Source organism: Paraburkholderia sediminicola, assembly GCF_046026675.1.
Classification (GTDB): domain Bacteria; phylum Pseudomonadota; class Gammaproteobacteria; order Burkholderiales; family Burkholderiaceae; genus Paraburkholderia; species Paraburkholderia sediminicola_F.
Window position 1 is genome coordinate 2792796 of sequence record NZ_JAQQEY010000002.1, and the last position, 18617, is coordinate 2811412.

The window sequence follows — 18617 nt, forward strand, 5'->3', positions numbered from 1 at the left end:
ATTGAACGTTACGCGGGCTTGCCTGCGCCGCCGTGGTCTGGCGCGGGGCCGTCGTTGCCGTGGCCACCCGTGGTATCCGTGTCGTCATCGTCGCGATGGCGCCGCGCGAGGCGGGTATGAATACCCGCGAACACCAGTGGCACGAAAAACAGCGTGGACACAGTGGCGAACAGCAAGCCACCAATCACCGCGCGGCCCAGCGGCGCGTTCTGCTCGGCGCCCTCGCCGAGACCCAGCGCCATCGGAATCATGCCGATGATCATCGCGAACGCCGTCATCAGCACCGGCCTGATCCGGCTCGCGCCGGCTTCGAGCGCGGCGGTGAGCGGCGGCGCACCGGAGGAGAGCCGCTGGCGCGCGAACGACACCATCAAAATACTGTTGGCGGTAGCGACGCCCATCGTCATGATCGCACCCGTCAAGGCGGGCACGCTCAAGTGCGTGCCGGTCAGGAACAGCATCCATACGATGCCCGCCAGTGCGGCGGGCAACGCGCTGATGATGATCAGCGGATCGACCCACGACTGGAAATTCACCACGATCAGCAGGTACACCAGCACGATGGCCATCGCCACGCCGATCCCGAGACCGAAGAAGGAACTGCGCATGGTCTGCACCTGCCCGCGCAAGGTGATCTGGCTACCGCGCGGCAACGAGGCCCGCACGTTGTTCACCAGCTTGTCGACCTGAGTGGCCACGCTGCCCAGGTCGCGCTTTTCGACGCTCACATACAGGTCGATCACCGGCCTGATGTTGTAGTGCGTGACTTCCGCGAACTGATTCTGCGGCGAGACCCGCACGAGGTTGCCGAGCAGTTGCGTCGGACCGTTGGCCGAGCCCGAGACGGGCGTGCGCAACAACTCATCGATCGACGAGATCTGATACTGCGGCGTCTGCACCGCGACACTGTATTCAACACCGTTCTTGTTGTTGAACCAGAAACCCGGCGACGTCTGCGAACTGCCCGACAAGGAAATCAGTACATTTTGCGCCACATTGCTCGCACTCAGATTGAGTTGTTGCAGGCGCGTGCGATCCATCTGAAGATTGATCGCCGGTTCGTCCAGTTTCTGCTGGATGTGGGTGTCGACGGTGCCGGGAATCATCCGCACCTGTTTCAGCAGCTTGCGCGCGACGTCGAAGTTGCCCTGCTGATCCGCGCCGGAAATCTGCACGTCCACGGCGGCGGGCAAGCCGAAGTTGAGAATCTGCGTGACGATGTCGGCCGGTTGAAAGAAGAATTCGACGCCCGGAAAACGCTGCGGCAAGATCGCGCGCAGTTTGTCCATGTAGATTTGCGTCGGGTGATGGTCTTCGTTCAGGGCCACCTGAATTTCGCCGTCGAGCGTGCCGATCGTGCCCGCGTTGCTATACGAAAGATTGATACCGCTATACGGCAAACCGAGGTTATCGAGAATCGTGCCGAGTTCGTCAGCCGGCACGACCTCGCGGATCACCTTCTCGACTTCGTCCGCGAGACGCGCGGTTTCCTCGATGCGCGTACCGGTCGGCGCACGCATGTGAAGACGAATGTCGCCGGCGTCGACGCTCGGAAAGAAGTCTTCACCGAGCACGAAAACCAGACCCATCGACACCACGCAGAAACCGAGGAACAGGCTGCCGAACATGCCGCGCCGCACCAGCACGCTGCTGAGAATCACGATGTAGGTGGACCGCATGCGCTCAAAGCCGTGATCGAAACGCAGGTAGATGCGCCGGAACATACTCGGCCTGGCATCGGCCCTGGGCTTGTGCGCATGGCCCATCAACAGCATGGCGAGCGTCGGCACCAACGTACGCGACAGAACGTACGAGGCGAGCATCGCGAACACCACCGCTTCGGCAAGCGGCACGAACAGATAACGCGCGACGCCGGTCAGGAAAAACATCGGCACGAACACGATACAGATACACAGCGTCGAGACGAGCGCCGGGATCGCGATTTCGCCGGCGCCGTCGAGAATCGCATCGTGCAGATTCGTGCCCATATGCAGGTGCCGTTCGATGTTCTCGATCGTCACCGTCGCATCGTCGACCAGAATCCCGACCGCGAGTGCAAGGCCGCCCAGCGTCATGATGTTGATGGTTTGCCCGAGCGCGTGCAGGGCGATCAGCGAGGACAGAATCGACAGCGGAATCGAAATCGCGATGATGCAGGTGCTGCGCCAATTACCGAGGAACAGCAGGATCATCGCGGCGGTCAAGGCCGCTGCGACCAGCGCCTCACGCACCACGCCCTGCACCGCCGCTTTCACGAACACGGACTGATCGAACAGGGCCGTGATGTTCAGGTCCGGCGGCAATGCGGCGCGCGCGGCCGGCAGAATGCCTTGCAGCGTATTGACGATCGAAAGCGTCGAGGCGCTGCCGTTCTTCAGCACCGACATCAGCACGCCGCGGTGTCCGTCCTGCCGCACGATATTGGTTTGCGGCGAGAAGCCGTCGCGCACGTGAGCGACTTCACGCAGGTACGTCGTCGCGCCATTGAGCGTGCGCACCGGAATGTCGTTGAGCCCTTCCACCGTGGCGGGCGAGCCGTTCATATTGATCGTGTATTCCTTCGGCCCGATCTTGGCCGTACCGGTCGGCAGAATCAGGTTTTGCGCATTAAACGCGTTGACCACATCCGAAGGCGTCAGGCCCTTTGCGAGCAAGGCGCGCGTGTCGAGGTCGACCGAGATCAGACGCGATTTGCCGCCGTAAGGGTACGGCACGGCCGCGCCCGGAATCGTCACCAGTTGCGGGCGCAGGAAATTCAGTGCCGTGTCGTTGAGTGCCTGCTCGGAGAGCTTCGGGCTCGACAAGCCTAGCTGGATCACTGGAATGCTGGAGGCCGAGTAGCTGATCACCAGAGGCGGCGTCGCGCCTGGCGGCATCTGCTTGAGCTGCGCCTGTTCGACGGCCACGGTTTGCGCGATCGCGGTCTGGATGTTCGCGCTCGGCTGCAGGAACACCTTGAGAATCGTAATGCCGGCGAGCGACTGCGATTCAATATGCTCGATGTCGTTGACCGTGGTGGTCAGGCTGCGCTCGTTGACGGACGTGATGCGGTTGGCCATGTCTTCGGCCGACAACCCCGTGTAATTCCAGATGATACTGACCACCGGAATATTGATCTCCGGCAGCACGTCGACCGGCGTGGTCAACAGCACAAATGGCGTCGCCAGCAAGATCAGAATGGCCATCACGATGAACGTGTATGGCCGCTTAAGCGCAACGTTGACGATCCACATGAAACGCGCCCGAGAGAATGCAGGTAAGGAATGGGATGGGTGAATCCGTACCTATGCTAGATCGATAGTACCAACGCCTGCATGGCGCCAAAATGGCTAAATTGTCAGGAAGGCTAATGTAAGGATGGACAGCGTTTCAAACGCCCGCAACATCATGCTGCGCAAACGTTTGATGAGGTGGAGATAGGCGATTTTAAGGGGGCAATTAAAGGCATGACTCGCCAAACTCATGCGAGACATGCCTTTATATTTTATTGCGCAATGCTATTACCTTATCTTACGTACGGATGTGCTTTATGCAAACACCTTACGTTCGACTCGCGGCGGAGCAGACCGTCCACTTGCCGTACTTCGCTACCTCACGCTCGTCGAAGTCGAAGCCAAGGCCCGGCGTCTGATGCAATACGATGCGCCCGTTCTTGTGGCCGAGTTGACGATCGATCAGGCGACGGAAATTGAGCACCTGGTCGTCCCAGAAGTACTCAACGTAACGAGCGTTAGGTGTGGCCGCAACCAACGGTGCATGCACGTCATGGAACCAGTGCGGGCACATCACCACGCCGTAGCTCGCGGCAGTCGCCGCGATCCGCCGCCATTCGCTGATACCGCCGCACACTACCGCATCGGTTTGCAGGATCGCCGCGCCGCCCTTGTCGAGCAGTTCCTTGTGATACCAGCGGCCATAACCGATTTCGCCGGTCGCCACCGGCACGCGCGTCAGTTTGGCGAGGCGCGCGTGGTTGTCGATATCGTCAGGGGAAAAAGGCTCTTCCACGAAGTACGGATCGTATTGCTCGACCCGCCGCAGATGCTGCAGAGCCTGGGTCGTGTCGGTCCAGCCGTTGTTGATGTCGATCATCAGTTCGACATCCGGGCCGATCGCTTCGCGTGCGGCGCGCACGCGCGCTTCTTCTTCCCGTGGTGAGAGGCGGCCGCCCTTCATCTTCACGGCCTTGAAACCCATCTCGACGTAGCTCGCCATTTCCTCGCCGAGCATGCCGGCGGACTTGCCTTCGAGGTAATAGCCGCCGCTCGCATAGGCGGGCACGGTATTGAGCTCGACCGCACCGAGGTACTTGTGCAACGGCACGTTGTGGCTGCGCGCATTCAGGTCCCACAACGCCGTATCGAGAATACTGATTGCGCGCATCACGGTGCCGGCCCGGCCCTGCAGCAAGGCCTCCTGATACATCGCCTGCCAGAGGCCTTCGACCGCATACGAGTCTTGGCCGACCAACACCGGCGCCAGCAATTGTTCGACAGCCACGCGTAGCAGGTCGCCCCCCGCGCTGCCGACATAGCAGAAGCCGATCCCTTCCACACCATCGGTCGAACGCACTTTCACCAGACCATAATGACGCGTCGAGACCGTGCGCGTCGCAAACGAGGTCACGCGATCAAGCGGCACGCCCGCCGCGCAAACCGACACCGATTCAATCCTTGGCATTTCCACACTCCTCCATGTTTGCTCGCCGTCCGCGTCCGATGCGCGTTCGGTGAGATCGAAGTGTGATAGCCGTGAGGCGTCAAAAACAGTATCCTCTGGCTTCTTCAAAAGATAAAAATTCTATCCGATGGACTCGCGCTACCTGCAGAGCTTTGTCTATGTGGTCGAACTCGGATCGATCGCCGAAGCCGCACGCAGGCTCGATCTGACGCCCGCCGCGGTCGCGCAGCGCGTGAAGATGCTCGAACAGGAACTGGGCGCGAAGCTGGTGCGCCGTTCGGGCCGCACGGTTGGCACGACCGAGGCCGGCGAGCGCATTCTGGAGCGCGCCCGCGCGGTGCTGCACGATATCCGCGACCTGAAGTCCGATCTGAACGACGAATCCGTACTCGCCGGTCAGCTGCGTCTGGGCGGCACGCCTACCATGATGACCAGCCTGATTCCCGACGTGCTGGCCGGGCTGCTCGCGCGGCATCCGCAGATCGATATCTATCTGGAACCGGGCAACTCGGTCGACCTCTACCGCAAAGTGGTGAGCGGCGATCTCGATGCGGCGATGCTGGTGCAGCCGCTCTTCGATCTGCCGAAAAGCTGCGACTGGCACACGTTTCGTGAGGAACCGCTCGTGCTGCTCACGCCCGCGTCAATGCGCGTCGACGATCCGCACGCCGTGCTGCAACGCGAGCCATTTGTGCGTTATGACCGCAACGTGGTCGGTGGGCAGTTGGCCGACGGATATTTGCGGCAGCACGGTATCCAGCCGCATCAGCGCTGCGAGCTCGACGGGCTCGACGCCATCGCGGTGATGGTGGACCGCGGGCTCGGCGTCTCGCTGGTGCCGGACTGGTTGATGACGCGCTTCTCCGGGCTGTCGCTCACGAAATGGCCCTTGCCGCATGCGTTTCCGAAACGCGTGGTCGGCTTGTTGTGGGGGCGCTCGTCGGCGCGCATGCGGCTCGTCCACGCATTCCTCAAGGCCGCGCAGGAACTGAACGCCTCGCCCGGCGAGACACAAAAATAATTTACGTTTGAAGCAAGCGGCTCGCGCTTCTTCGCTGTTCACGCTCACGCAATACTGCGTCGGCGCCTGAATGCTTTGCCCCGGCCCGCCGGGCATTCAGGGACACGACCTACATGAACATCGAAGGAGACATTCCCATGAGCACGCCCATGCCCGGCTTACGCGGCGTCCTGTCGCCGGTCCTCACGCCGTTCAACGCCGACCGCTCGCCCTCGCCCACCCGTTTCGTCAATCATTGCCGCTGGCTGCAGCGCCAGGGCGTGGGGCTGGCCGTATTCGGCACCAACTCGGAAGCGAACTCGCTGACGGTGGGCGAAAAGCGCGCGCTACTCGACGCATTGCTCGATGCCGGTTTGCCGCCCGAGCGAATGATGCCGGGCACGGGCGCATGCGCGCTGCCCGATGCGATCGAACTCACGCGCCACGCAGTGAATAGCGGTTGCGCCGGTGTGTTGATGCTGCCGCCGTTTTTCTACAAAGGCGTGAGTGACGAAGGGCTGTTCCGGGGCTTTGCCGACGTCATTGAAGCGGTGGCCGATGCACGCCTGCGCGTCTATCTGTATCACATCCCGCCAGTCGCTCAGGTCGGTATCAGTTTCGAATTGATCGAGCGTCTGCTCATGCGCTATCCCGGCGTGATCGCTGGCATCAAGGACAGTTCCGGCGATTGGACGCACACCGCGGCGCTGCTGAAGGAATTCCAGAGCGACCGCTTCGACGTCTTCGCCGGCACTGAAACGCTGCTGCTGCCGACCCTGCAGAACGGCGGCGCCGGTTGCATCACGGCGACGGGCAACGTCAACGCGGCCGCGATCGTGCGTCTCGCTGATCACTGGCGCGAAGCAGACGCTGCCGCACAACAACTGCGTCTGAACGAAACCCGCGCGATATTCCAGCGTTACCCGATCATCGCCGCGATGAAAGCCGCGATCGCGTGGCAAGCGGGCGATCTGCAATGGACCACGATGCGCCCGCCGCTGATCGAACTCGACGATGCGCAACAACACGAACTGCAACGGGCACTCACGCAAGTCGGCTTCGAGATCGAAGACGCTTCATCGCTCGCGGCCGACCTTCAGGAGACCAGCGCCGCCTAGTCATGGAAACGCGGCTCACCTGCCCGTACACTCTCACATCGTTCGCCCGCCCCAGCCTTCAAAACAATCAGCACGGCGGGCCAGGAGACAAACCTTGCTCACCCAAACGTCCTACCCTGCCACGGTCGATGCGAACCCGGCCGATCAGCTGTTCCGGCGCGTCGCGTGGCGCTTCATGCCACTGCTGTTTGTCGGCTACGTGGTCGCCTATCTGGATCGCGTCAACGTCGGCTTTGCGAAACTGCAGATGCTCAGCAGCCTGCATTTCAGCGAAGCCGCCTACGGCCTCGGCGCCGGCTTCTTTTTTATCGGCTACTTCCTGTTCGAGGTGCCGAGCAACCTGCTGCTGCATCGCTTCGGCGCGCGGCGCTGGATTGCCCGCATCATGATTACTTGGGCATTACTCTCGATGGTCACTGCCTGGGTGCACACGCCCTTGATGTTCTACGTGGTGCGCTTTCTGCTCGGTGTTGCCGAAGCAGGCTTCTTTCCCGGCATGATCCTGTACCTCACGTACTGGTTTCCCTCACACCGGCGCGGCAGGATGACCGCGCTGCTGATGGCCGGCATTCCGGTTTCCGGTTTGCTCGGCGGCCCGCTGTCCGGCTATCTGATGCACGCGTTCAACGGCACGTGGGGCCTCGAAGGATGGCAGTGGCTGTTCATCGTCGAAGCGTTGCCGTCGATCGTGCTCGGCTTCGTCATCTATCGCTGTCTCGACGATCGCGTGGCCGACGCGAAGTGGCTCAGCAGTGAAGAAAAGCGCCTGATTCAGGACGAAATCGACGCCGACGCCGTGGTGCGCACGCATGGTTCGGTGCGCGCAGTGTTCGGCTCGGCACGCGTCTGGCTGTTGTGCCTCGTTCTGTTCGGCGTGGTGATGGGCTCGTACGCGATCGGCTTCTGGCAGCCCACGATCATTCGCGGCACGGGAATCGACGACCCGTTGATGATTGGCTTGCTCACGATGATTCCGTACTCGGTGGCGCTGATTTCGATGATCACGGTGGGCCGTCACGCGGACCGTACGCGCGAGCGGCGCTGGCATATTGTCGTACCCGCGCTGGTGGCGGCGAGCGGCTTCAGTCTGTGCGCGGTCAACGGCGACAGTTCGCTGCTCTCGATGATCGGGCTCACACTGGCCGTTTCCGGCGTGGTTACCGCGTTGCCGATGTTCTGGGCTCTGCCCACCGCGTTTCTTGGCGGCAGCGGCGCGGCGGCGGGGATCGCGCTGATCAACTGCACCGGCAACCTGGCGGGTTTTATCAGCCCGACGGTGATCGGCTGGCTCAAGGGCTACACGCATACGTTAGCGTCCGGGCTCGTGCTGACGGCCTGCACGCTGACTTTATCCGCTGTGCTCATCCTGATGTTCATTCCGGCGCGGCTGGTGAATCGCTGAGCTTTGGCGTCATGCAAATAAGGCCGGTCAACCATGAGGGTTGACCGGCCTTTGCATTTCGAAACGCCGGCTCGTTCGAGCCGACGTCAGTGCACCGACATCACTTCGCAAACAACGACGACATATCGGCAAACGCCTTGAACTCCAACGCGTTGCCCGACGGATCGAGGAAGAACATCGTCGCCTGTTCGCCGACCTCGCCCTTGAAGCGCACGTGCGGTTCGATGATGAAGTCGATGCCGGCCTTTTGCAGCTTGTCCGCGGCGGCCTGCCATTGCGCCATAGAGAGCACCGCGCCGAAGTGGCGCACCGGCACCGCGTCACCGTCGACCTTGCTGGTCTGACGGTGGCCGATTTCCTCTGGTGCGAGGTGCGCGACGATCTGATGGCCATAGAAGTTGAAGTCGACCCAATCCGGAGAGCTACGCCCTTCCGGACAGCCGAGCAGCTCGCCATAGAACTCGCGGGCCGCGGCGAGGCTATGCACGGGGAACGCCAGATGGAACGGCGGCAAAACGGTGTCAGCAACGCTCATGGTGGGAAAACTCGCAGAAAGTAAAGGGATCGTGTATCGGTTAATGAAGCGGCCCGGACAGGCGCACGCGTGAGGCAAATTTTAACCATGACTAAAAATGGTGGAAAACGATATATATTTGATCTGACTAACACCAAAATCGATCAATCCACGATGCTCAGCGAACTCAGAACTTTTATCGCCGTTAGCCAGTACGGCACGTTTTCCGGTGCCGGCGCGCGCATCGGCCTGACGCAATCTGCCGTGAGCGCGCAGATGCAGCGGCTCGAAGAGGAACTCGGTTTCGCGCTGTTCGACCGCACGGGCCGCTCCGCCACGCTCAATGACGCCGGCCGCGAAACGCTCGCGCTCGCCGAAGAAATGATGACGCTCTATGCACGGCTCTCGGAACGCGGCGCGGGCGCCGCCGAAAGCGGGATGCTGCGGGTGGGCGCGATCGCGTCCGCGCAGGTGTCGTTTCTCGCCGACGCGCTGGCCCGCTTTCGTGACGACCGGCCCGGCTGGCGGATTCGCGTGGTGCCCGGCGTGTCGCTGGGACTGCTCGGGCAGGTGGACTCGGGCGAGCTCGACCTCGCCGTCATCATCAAGCCGCCCTTCGCGCTGCCGTCTGAACTCGAATGGCGCACGCTCGTCACCGAACCGTTCGTGCTGCTGGTGCCCAAGGCGCTCGCGCGTGGCGCGCCGTCCTGGCGCGAGTTGCTCAGGAGCGAACCGTTCATCCGCTACGACCGCGGGTCATTCGGTGGCAGGCTGGTCGACCGCTTTTTGCGGCGCGCGCGGCTGAACGTGCACGACGTGGTCGAGCTGGACGAGTTGCAGGGGATCGCGCAACTGGTCGCACGCGGCATCGGCGTGGCGCTAATCCCGAATACCGCCGGACTCGGCAAGTGGCCTGCCAATGTCACCGCGCTCGAACTCGGCGACGCAACGTTCCACCGTGAAATCGGGCTCGTGCAGCGTCCGCGGCATAGCCGGCAGGCGGTGGCGGGGGCGCTGGCGGATTGCATCGGAACAGCGGCGGGGTCTTGAGTTGGCTGAGTTGGCTGAGTACCCGGCCGAAGTTGCCCCGTGTTGCCCCACGAACGCCCGATTGTGCAGCCACACGCGAGATCAACTGTATCTGTGAGATTCGCGCGCGGGCGGGCAGAATCGTTGTTCGCGCATCGATCCATGCGATTCCCCCGTGCCGCAACGAGCGGCGCAGTTTGCCCCCGCCGAGGTTCACACGCCCATGACCGCCAGCTCCTTCCTCACCGCCGACGTCCTGATCGCCTACAGCGCCTACTTCGTCGGCACGGCGAGTCCGGGGCCGAGCAATCTCGCGATCATGTCGCTGGCGATGAGCGCGGGCAGAAAATCCGCGCTCACTTTCGCGCTCGGCGTGGTGTCCGGTTCGTTCTTCTGGGCGTTGCTGGCGTCGCTGGGTTTGTCGGCGGTACTCGCCACTTACTCGGAATGCCTGGTGGCGATCAAGATCGCCGGCGGACTCTATCTGCTGTGGCTCGGCTTCAAATCCGCGCGCTCGGCATTCAGCGTGGAAAAGCTGCCCACGAATACCGCACGCGAAGGCGAACCGCTCAAACGCCTCTATCTGCGCGGCCTGCTGCTGCATCTCACCAATCCGAAAGCGATTCTGGTGTGGCTCTCGATCGTTTCGCTGGCTATGTCACCGGCCGGCGGCACGTCGCACACCGCGCCGGTGGTGCTCGGCTGCATGGTTATCGGCGTATCCGTATTCAGCAGCTACGCGGTGCTGTTTTCAACCGCGTCCGCACGCCGCATCTACATCGCGATCCGTCGCTGGCTGGACGGGTCGCTTGCGATCATGTTCGGCATTGCGGGGATCAAGCTGCTGACTTCGAAAAGCTAGCCGCGCCTTCGGGGTGCGCCCGCTCTGCGATACTGTCGCCTTGATGACTCGAGCGGGCAAGCCAACACGATGAGCGGTGGCAATAATCTGAATCCGGCAGCAAAGCGCTCGCCATTGCAAAAACGGCTTTATCTGGCAGGCGCCGTCGTGCTGCTCGCCGGTCTGATCGCCGCGGCGATCATCTATGCCATGGCGCCGCCGCCAGACAGCGCCGTCTCGATGTACAGCATCGCGGACCCGCGCTATCAGATCGAATTGCAGCGCATCGGCGGCAACGCGGCCGTCGTGATGGCGCAGATTCATCAATGGTTCGACAGTCTCTGGCACGGTACGGCGCTCGCCTATACGGTGGCCGTGCTTGGCGCCCTGCTCGCGGGTGCGTGCTTTTTTATCGGCTACTTCTTTGCCGATGAAGAGCCTCAGACCTGAAGCAAGCAATCCACCGCGTCGGACCAAACAGACCAAACAAACCAGAATGACGTTTACGACGCGGCATTGGCCTGCGTACCCGGTTGCTCCACGCCTGCCATGCGCAGCGCGTCATGCAAGGTGCTGAAAATGCAGGTTGCGCCGACAGTCGGCGTGATGCCATGCCGGTCCATATCCGAGCGCAGATACTGATTCACGCGCGCAAAAATCACTTCGACGCCACTACGCTTGAGGGCCTCGCACAACTCGCCGACCGAACGCGCCGCCGAATAGTCGAGGTCGGTGATCGCGCCGGAATCGATCACAAACCAGTGCACCGGGCTCGGCGCGTGATCGATCAGGCGGCGGGCATCGTCGACGAAAAAGTGGTCGTTCGCGTAGAACAGGTCGGAGCCAAAGCGATAGACGATCAGCCCCGGCGCGGTCTGGAGGCCGGGCGCGGCCGGCACCGGCACCCAGATGCCGCCTTCGCCGGGCACGAGGATCATGGTGTGCGGCCGGTAACTATGTCGCACATGCCGCAGCAGCGATAGCGCCACCGCCACCAGAATGCCGTGCTCGACACCGATCAGTACCACCGCAGCGGCGGTAAACACGGCCAGCGTGAATTCACCGGGACTTTCGCGGCGGATCGAAAACAGCGTCTGCAGATTGATGAGGCCAATGGCGATCGTAAACACAATGCTGGCCAGAATGCAGTGCGGCAGATACTGCAAATAACGGCTGAAAAACAGCAGCACCACGACCACCACCACCGCGAATACAACCTGCGCGAACTGGCTGCGCGTACCGGCGCGATCGGCCATGGCAGTTTGCGTCGGACTGCCGTTCACCACGAAGGCACCGGAAAACGCCGCTGCGGCGTTGGCGGCGGCAATCCCCAGCAGATCGGCATTGGTATCGACGGTTTCGTGATAACGCTCGGCGAATACGCGGCTCGCGGCGGCGCTTTGCGCGACGATCATGACGAAGCACGAGGCGGCAACCGGCAGCAGATCGAGCATCTGCTGCCACGTGACCGACGGCATACGCAGCGGCGGTAGCCCCCCTGCCACCGGCCCCAATATTGAAATGCCGTGGGCCGCGAAACCGTAAATATCGCTTGCGGCAATACCTGCCACAACGGCAATCAACGGCACTGGCAGGCGAGGCAAAAATCGCTTGAAAACCAGAATGGAGACCACGACCAGCGCAGAAATAGCGAGCGTCGGCAGATTGATCTGCGCCGACTCGCGCACCACGAGCGCGAGTTGGCCGACGCTGTTCGCGGCATGCCCGGGGACGCCGAACATGTCGCCCAGCATGGCGATGCCGACCTGTACGCCGACGCCGGCGAGGAAGCCAACCAGCACGGTGCGAGAGAGAAAGTCAGCGAGAAAACCGAGCTTGAAAATCCGCGCGATGAGCAGAAGCGCGGCAGTGAGCAACGCGACCATTCCGGCGAGCGCCGCATATTCCACACTCGAAGCCGGCGCCATGGTGGAGAGGCGGCTCGCGAAAATGGTGGCGGTGGCGGAGTCGGCAGCCACGACGAGGTGCCGCGAGGCGCCGAAGAACGCAAACGCGATAAGCGGCAGAAAGACCGTGTAAAGACCGGTAACGGCCGGCATGCCGGCAATGCGCGCATAGCCGAGCACTTGCGGAATATCCATCGACGCAAGCTGCACGCCGGCCAGCGCATCGCGCGCCGCCGCGGCGCGGCTCAAAGGAAGCACGCCCTTCAAGACGCCAAGACGCGTAGTGATATTTGCCAGAAAATCCCGCATACGCGATAGTGCCCCAAACTTAGGTTATCGCGCATCGTGCCGTGACTAGGCACGTCAAGGCAAGGGTTGAGGCTTTGATCGGCTATAGAAAGTGGTTAAAACCAGCCATGGCTTGAACACCCTGCCGAAACTGCCCCATTTTGGGTCTAACGCCTGAATTGCCCTGTCAGCGGATCCACGTGCCGCGCGAACCCGAACAGCGCGGCGATGCAGATCGGACAGGCGATGATGAACACGGCCAACATCTCGCACCCCGTAACAAATTGTTACTGCCAAGTTTAAGCGATTGCCGTGCGAAATGAATGAGGGAAAACGCAATACACTGTTGCGGACTATTACAACGCCGTTACTATCGTGCTGCAAGCGGCACGTGAGAATACCCCTGAAAACACGGCAAATAACGCGAAAAAATGAGCACTGGATACGGTGCGCTATGATGCGCAAACGTTCGCCCACCTACAAACCGGTTACGCCATGTACACGTCAACTTTCATCTTCGCGACGCGACAATTAGACGAACGGTTCTACCGGCTCGACGAGACCATCGCCACCGCCGCCAAGGCCATTCCCGGCTATCTCGGCGAAGAGACGTGGGAAAACGCGTCGACAGGACTGACATCGAATGTGTACTACTGGGCGTCGCTCGAGGCATTGCAAGCGTTGATGCAGCACCCCGCGCATCTGGAAGCGAAAGCGGCGCAGGCAAACTGGCTCGACGGGTATCAGGTGATCATCTCTGAGGTGCTGCGCACTTATGGCGATGCAGGGTTTACGCATCCTGCTGCGACCCATCAGGTACACGGCGGACCGACTGCCCAAGCCGCATTGTCCGCACCATGAAAGTGCGGCCCTAATTCGCTTCCTTGAACAGCACCACGCCGGCGAAACTCACCAGTCCGCACGCCAGTACGTACCATGCTGGCGCGTAAAAACTACCGGACATGCGCCACAACGCGCTGACGATCAACTGCGCGAAGCCGCCAAAAATCGTCACGCCCAACGCGTAGATGATGCCGAGCGAGGTTGCCCGCACTTCCGGTTTGAACGCTTCGAGAATCAGCACGAAACCCGCTGGACTCGAAAGTGTCATCAAGCCGATCAGCACGAACACGACGAGCACCACCGTGTAGATCGAAGGCCAGGTTTTGATCGCGTAGAACGCCGGCAGCAGCACCATCAGCGACACCACCGACACCGCGTACAGCAAAGTCTTGCGACGCGGCATGCGGTCGGCGAGACGGCCGGCGAACGGCGAACCGATCAGCAACACGAGGCCCGCCGTGCAGCCGGCCAGCAGCGAAACCGCGGTGGGCATACCGGTCGTCATCGTCAGGAACGACGGCAGGAAAAACACGATCACGTACATCGACGAAGTGCCGCCGATCACCAGCATCGTGCCTGCCACGATCTGCCGCCATTCGATGCGAGCTTTCGGCCGGGCCGCGTCAGACGACGCCGCTTTCGCTCCTTGCGCAGCAGGCAAGGTTTCGTCCAGATGTTTGCGCAGATAGAAACCGAGCGGACCGATCAAAAGGCCAATCAGAAACGGCACACGCCATCCCCATGCAAGCAATGCCTCGTGCGACAGGCTGCGCGAGAGCGTCGCCGCCACCAGCGCGCCGGCCAGCGCCGCGCCGCCCTGCGAGGCCATCTGCCAGCTCACCAGGGAACCGCGCCGCCCCGCGCTGCCCGACTCCATCAGCAAGGTGGTCGCCGCGCCCACTTCACCGCCCGCCGAAAAACCTTGCAGCAAACGGCCCAGCACGATGATCGCCGGCGCCGCCAGACCGATCGTCGCGTAGGTCGGCGCGAGGCCAATCATGCCCGTGCCGAGCGCCATCAGCGAAACGGTGAGCACGAGGGCCTGCTTGCGGCCCACGCGGTCGGCATACGCGCCGATCACGATGCTACCGAGCGGCCGCACGACGAAGCCGACGCCGAAGGTTGCGAGCGACATCATCAGCGCGCCGAGCTCACTGCCGGCCGGAAAGAACAGCTTGCCGATCAGCGCGGCGAAGAAGCTATAGACCGTGAAGTCGAAGAACTCCAGACCGTTGCCGAGCGCCGCGGCAAAGATGGTCCGGCGCAAGGTGCGCGACTCTGTTGCGTCGGTCGCGTGGATCGCGTCGTCGCTAGCGGTGTGTTGGATTGCATTCATGGGGGGAGTCGCGCCTAGAAGTTGTGATACATGCCCAGCGACACGGTGACCGGCGTCGTGCCGAGTTCGGGTGCGGTACTGCCGGTTTGCGTCGGCAGCGGGTTATTGTTCAGCAGTACGGTGGAAATGCCGTAGTTGCGAATGAAGCCGGCGCGCGCATACAACCCCGTGCGTTTGGAGAGGGTGTAGTCGTAACCGAGCATCACGCCAAATGCCGAATCTTTCGCAGGCTTGTTTGCCGAGTCGTGCACGCCGGACGTATCGCGATACACCACAGAAGCGCGGAACGCATTGCGTCCGACCGGCCAGATCGTGCCGAGCGTATAGACACGCGCGATGCCGTCGTTGGCGAGCCTGGGCGCGTACTGGTTGAACGCGCCCGACAACACGATCTTCCCGGTGTCATACACCACGCCAAAACCGTACAGGTCGTTACGCACCGTGCTGGTACTGCTCGTCCCGCTCGTTCCGGTCGCGCCCCACACCTGGTTGTAGGTGCCCGTCACGTAAGTCGTGCCGTCATACCACTGCAGCAGCGCGCCCTGCGCCGCTGCCGTCGGCGACTGCCCGGCCACATTGCTCGGCGCGTACATCAGTTCCGTGCTGAAGCCCGCAAAGCTCGGCGACAGATACGTGATCGCGTTGTTCACCCGCGCGGCCAGTTGCGTCGCGCCCGCACCGAGGTCGCTGTTGTAGCCGAAGCCCTTCGGCGTCTGCACGACAGCGGCGCCGAGCCACGTATAAGCCGAGTTGGTGCCCACCGTGCCGAACACGTCGACGAAAAGCGGCAAGCCGGTGCCGATCTGCTTGCCGAAGCGCACGCGTCCATACGTCGACGAGTTCAGCCCCACCCACGCTTCGCGATTGAAGAATGACGTGCTGTCCTGCATCGCGCCGCTATTGGCGAGAAAGCCGCTTTCCAGGTTGAATTCGGCGCGCAGACCGCCGCCCAGATCTTCCCGTCCAAAGAGGCCAAATTTTGACGTCCATTCGCCGCCGCTCTGCGTCTGCACCAGCGACTTGCCGCCCACGGTCTGATAGTTGATGCCCATATCGACCGACCCGTACAACGCCACGCCTTCGCGCAGACTGCCGTTGAATTCCGGCAGCGCGGCCAGCAAGGTCGCCTGATACGGCTCGGCGTGCGCCGTGTGAGTGCCGAGCGTCAGCAGTGCCGCGCTCATTGCGATGCATTTCTTCATGGGTCTCCCTACTCCTCGCGTGCGTTTGATGGATTGATGTCTGGAAATGAAGTGCAAAAGGAACGGCAAGAGGACCCGGCGCCGCGGCCGCCGGATCGAAACCGGGCAAGCCGATCAGGCCGCGCTCAGATAGCGCTCGGCGAGTCCGACGAAATAAGCAGCACCCCAGCTGATCGCCGCGTCGTTGAAGTCGTATTCCGGGTTATGAACCGCGCAACCGCCTGTCGAGTCGACACCGTTGCCGAGCACCACGTAGCAGCCGGGCACCACTTCGGTCATCCACGAGAAGTCTTCGCTGCCCATCACCGCGTCGGGCATCAGCGTGTAGCCCTGCGGGCCCGCAAGGGCTTCGATGGTTTCGATCGCGAGGTCGGCCGCGCCGCGATGATTGACAAGCGGGCGCGAGATCTGCCGGTAGTCGACAGCGGCCGTGGCGCCGTAGGTTTGCGCCTGCAATTGGGCGATGCTGCGGATCCGCGCTTCGACCGTGTCGCGCGTTTCCGAATCGAGGGCGCGCACCGAGAGTTTCAGCGTCGCCGTTTCGGGGATCACGTTGGCTGCGCTGCCGGCGTGGATCGCACCGACCGTCACCACGGCCGCACGGGTCGGCTCGACGTTGCGCGCGACGATCGATTGCAAGGCCAGCACGATGTTGGCCGCCGCGACGATCGGATCGCAGCCCAACTGCGGCATCGCGCCATGTGTGCCCTTGCCGGTCACGGTGATCGTCACCGAATCGGACGAGGCCATCATGCAGCCGTGGCGCAGCGCGAAATGACCGACCGGCAGGCCGGGCGCGTTGTGCAGCGCGAACACCTGATCGCAGGGAAAGCGCGTGAAAAGACCGTCCTCGATCATCTTCGAGGCGCCGCCCAGTCCCTCCTCCGCGGGCTGGAAAATTACGTTCAGCGTGCCGTCGAATTCGCCTCGGGTCGCGAGGCGATGCGCGGCGGCCAGCAGGATCGCGGTGTGGCCGTCGTGCCCGCACGCATGCATGGTCTGCGCGACGGTACTCGCGTACGGCAGGCCGGTGGCTTCCTGGATCGGCAGCGCGTCCATGTCGGCGCGCAGGCCGAGCGTTCGGCCCGACGTGCCGCGCCGCAATCGGCCAACCACACCCGTGCCGCCGACGCCCATCGTCACGTCATAGCCCCACTCGGCGAGCTTGCGCGCGACCAGCTCAGCGGTGCGCGTTTCAGCAAAGCCGAGTTCGGGATGCGCATGGATGTCGTGGCGAATCGAAATGAACTCGTGCTCGGTCTCGCGCAGTTCGGCGAGAAGCTGGGGAAAAGACTGCGTCATTCTTTGTGCTCCGATTAGGTCGGCTGTCGTTTCGCAACCGTCGAAGCAAAGCGTAAAGATCCGGCCCGAAAACAAAAAAGCACAAATTTTGATACGCATAACTACCAGTGCTATATTCCGCATCATGAAAATTCATCATCTGCGGGCGCTGGTTGCGATTGCCTCGACCGGCAGCATCAACGGTGCGGCCAAAGCGCTGTACGTGACGCAACCGGCTATCACCAAGGCGGTGCGGGAACTGGAGACCGAGTTCGGCGTGCGTCTGCTGGAGCGCAATCCGTGGGGCGTCGTGCCCACGGCAGAAGGCGCGGCGCTCGTGAGCCGGGCGCGCACCGTGGTGCGTGAGATGGAGCGCGCCGAAGAAGATATGGCGCATCTGAAGGGGCTGCGCGACGGCAGCCTGGTGATCGGCATCACGCCGATCGTCGGCACCACGGGGCTGACCGAAGCCTTCGTCGAATTTCGCAAACGCTGGCCGATGGTGACGCTGGAGTTTCGCGAACTGGGTTTCAACCAGTTGCACGAGCAACTCCGCAATCGCACGCTGGATCTGGCGTTCGCCGCCTTCGCGCGACCGGTGAGCGATCTGGGCAGCGTGAAGCGAATGGTCTCATTCGAGACCGTATTCGTGACGCGTGCGCAGAGTCCCTATGCGGACGCGGCATCGCTCGAGGCGGTCCAGGAAGCCGAGTGGATTCACACTGACGTGACGGACAACTACCCGGGCTTTGTCCGCGCGATGTTCGAATGCGCCGGGCTCACGCCGCCCCGGCGAATCACGCGCTGCACGTCGTACGCGCTGTTTTACAGCCTGACGATCAGCACCGACGCGATCTTCGCGTGGACCACGCATTCGCTCGAAGAAACCCCGCTCGGGCAGAGCTTCGTGCGCCTCGCGCTGCCGGTCGCGCCGCCGCCGTTGCAGTTGTATCTGCTGTCGCCGCAGGAGTCGCAACTGACTCGGCCGGCGGAATATTTCGTCCACTGCATCGAGCAGGCGATCGGGCCGCTGTTGAAGGGGCCGGTGGCGTAGGCTCGGGTTTGGAGCGGTTGCTCCGATCATTGATCATCCTAATTTGTACGATACTTTAGGCCAAATCAATAAAATTGACTAAAATATCGTACAAATTCAAGTAATTTTGGATCGGATCATGA

General features: G+C 62.3%; 15 protein-coding genes. 8 read left to right on the forward strand and 7 right to left on the reverse strand.

Annotated elements, in window-relative coordinates; all coding sequences use genetic code 11:
- Positions 1 to 8 precede the first annotated feature (8 nt).
- Positions 9 to 3233: an efflux RND transporter permease subunit gene (locus tag PQQ86_RS32160; RefSeq protein ID WP_408276343.1), complete on the reverse strand. Its 3225-nt coding sequence runs from the start codon at positions 3231 to 3233 to the stop codon at positions 9 to 11.
- A 307-nt stretch (positions 3234 to 3540) separates the two neighbouring features.
- Positions 3541 to 4680, reverse strand: coding sequence for a mandelate racemase/muconate lactonizing enzyme family protein (locus tag PQQ86_RS32165; protein WP_408276346.1), 1140 nt, complete (start codon positions 4678 to 4680; stop codon positions 3541 to 3543).
- 127 nt (positions 4681 to 4807) lie between these two features.
- Between PQQ86_RS32165 and PQQ86_RS32170 the strand changes: the two genes are divergently transcribed.
- The 3 genes from PQQ86_RS32170 to PQQ86_RS32180 all read left to right on the forward strand — a co-directional run bounded on the left by PQQ86_RS32170 (position 4808) and on the right by PQQ86_RS32180 (position 8200).
- Positions 4808 to 5701 (forward strand): LysR family transcriptional regulator, encoded by an 894-nt coding sequence (locus PQQ86_RS32170; RefSeq protein WP_408276348.1) that lies wholly within the window; start codon positions 4808 to 4810, stop codon positions 5699 to 5701.
- A gap of 137 nt (positions 5702 to 5838) precedes the next feature.
- Positions 5839 to 6798, forward strand: a complete 960-nt coding sequence (locus PQQ86_RS32175) for a dihydrodipicolinate synthase family protein (RefSeq protein WP_408276351.1) — start codon at positions 5839 to 5841, stop codon at positions 6796 to 6798.
- A 94-nt stretch (positions 6799 to 6892) separates the two neighbouring features.
- On the forward strand, positions 6893 to 8200 hold the full coding sequence (locus PQQ86_RS32180; protein ID WP_459252434.1) for an MFS transporter: 1308 nt from the start codon (positions 6893 to 6895) through the stop codon (positions 8198 to 8200).
- A 100-nt stretch (positions 8201 to 8300) separates the two neighbouring features.
- Here the strand turns inward: PQQ86_RS32180 and PQQ86_RS32185 are convergent, their stop codons facing one another.
- Entirely contained in the window at positions 8301 to 8735 is a 435-nt protein-coding gene (locus PQQ86_RS32185) for a VOC family protein (RefSeq protein WP_054038807.1), read from the reverse strand.
- 153 nt (positions 8736 to 8888) lie between these two features.
- Between PQQ86_RS32185 and PQQ86_RS32190 the strand changes: the two genes are divergently transcribed.
- From PQQ86_RS32190 to PQQ86_RS32200, 3 genes are all read left to right on the forward strand, one after another.
- Positions 8889 to 9764: a LysR family transcriptional regulator gene (locus PQQ86_RS32190; RefSeq protein ID WP_408276354.1), complete on the forward strand. Its 876-nt coding sequence runs from the start codon at positions 8889 to 8891 to the stop codon at positions 9762 to 9764.
- Between the two features lie 202 nt (positions 9765 to 9966).
- Positions 9967 to 10605: a LysE family translocator gene (locus PQQ86_RS32195; protein ID WP_408276357.1), complete on the forward strand. Its 639-nt coding sequence runs from the start codon at positions 9967 to 9969 to the stop codon at positions 10603 to 10605.
- A 69-nt stretch (positions 10606 to 10674) separates the two neighbouring features.
- The gene (locus tag PQQ86_RS32200) at positions 10675 to 11034 is read left to right on the forward strand and encodes a hypothetical protein (protein WP_408276360.1); all 360 of its coding nucleotides are present in this window, start codon (positions 10675 to 10677) and stop codon (positions 11032 to 11034) included.
- Between the two features lie 53 nt (positions 11035 to 11087).
- Here the strand turns inward: PQQ86_RS32200 and PQQ86_RS32205 are convergent, their stop codons facing one another.
- A complete protein-coding gene (locus PQQ86_RS32205; RefSeq protein WP_408276362.1) occupies positions 11088 to 12800 on the reverse strand; it encodes a SulP family inorganic anion transporter in 1713 nt (570 codons plus the stop codon).
- Between the two features lie 474 nt (positions 12801 to 13274).
- Between PQQ86_RS32205 and PQQ86_RS32210 the strand changes: the two genes are divergently transcribed.
- Entirely contained in the window at positions 13275 to 13640 is a 366-nt protein-coding gene (locus tag PQQ86_RS32210; protein WP_408276365.1) for an antibiotic biosynthesis monooxygenase family protein, read from the forward strand.
- Positions 13641 to 13650: 10 nt separating this feature from the next.
- Here the strand turns inward: PQQ86_RS32210 and PQQ86_RS32215 are convergent, their stop codons facing one another.
- From PQQ86_RS32215 to PQQ86_RS32225, 3 genes are all read right to left on the reverse strand, one after another.
- A complete protein-coding gene (locus tag PQQ86_RS32215; RefSeq protein ID WP_408276368.1) occupies positions 13651 to 14958 on the reverse strand; it encodes an MFS transporter in 1308 nt (435 codons plus the stop codon).
- A gap of 14 nt (positions 14959 to 14972) precedes the next feature.
- Entirely contained in the window at positions 14973 to 16160 is a 1188-nt protein-coding gene (locus PQQ86_RS32220) for a porin (protein WP_408276371.1), read from the reverse strand.
- A 114-nt stretch (positions 16161 to 16274) separates the two neighbouring features.
- Complete coding sequence (locus PQQ86_RS32225; protein WP_408276374.1) at positions 16275 to 17462, reverse strand: M20 aminoacylase family protein; 1188 nt, start codon at positions 17460 to 17462, stop codon at positions 16275 to 16277.
- A 124-nt stretch (positions 17463 to 17586) separates the two neighbouring features.
- Here PQQ86_RS32225 and PQQ86_RS32230 point away from each other — a divergent pair, with 124 nt between their 5' ends.
- Positions 17587 to 18495 carry a LysR family transcriptional regulator gene (locus PQQ86_RS32230; protein ID WP_408276377.1) on the forward strand — a complete coding sequence of 303 codons (909 nt, stop codon included), beginning with the start codon at positions 17587 to 17589 and terminating at the stop codon, positions 18493 to 18495.
- Positions 18496 to 18617: the final 122 nt, after the last annotated feature.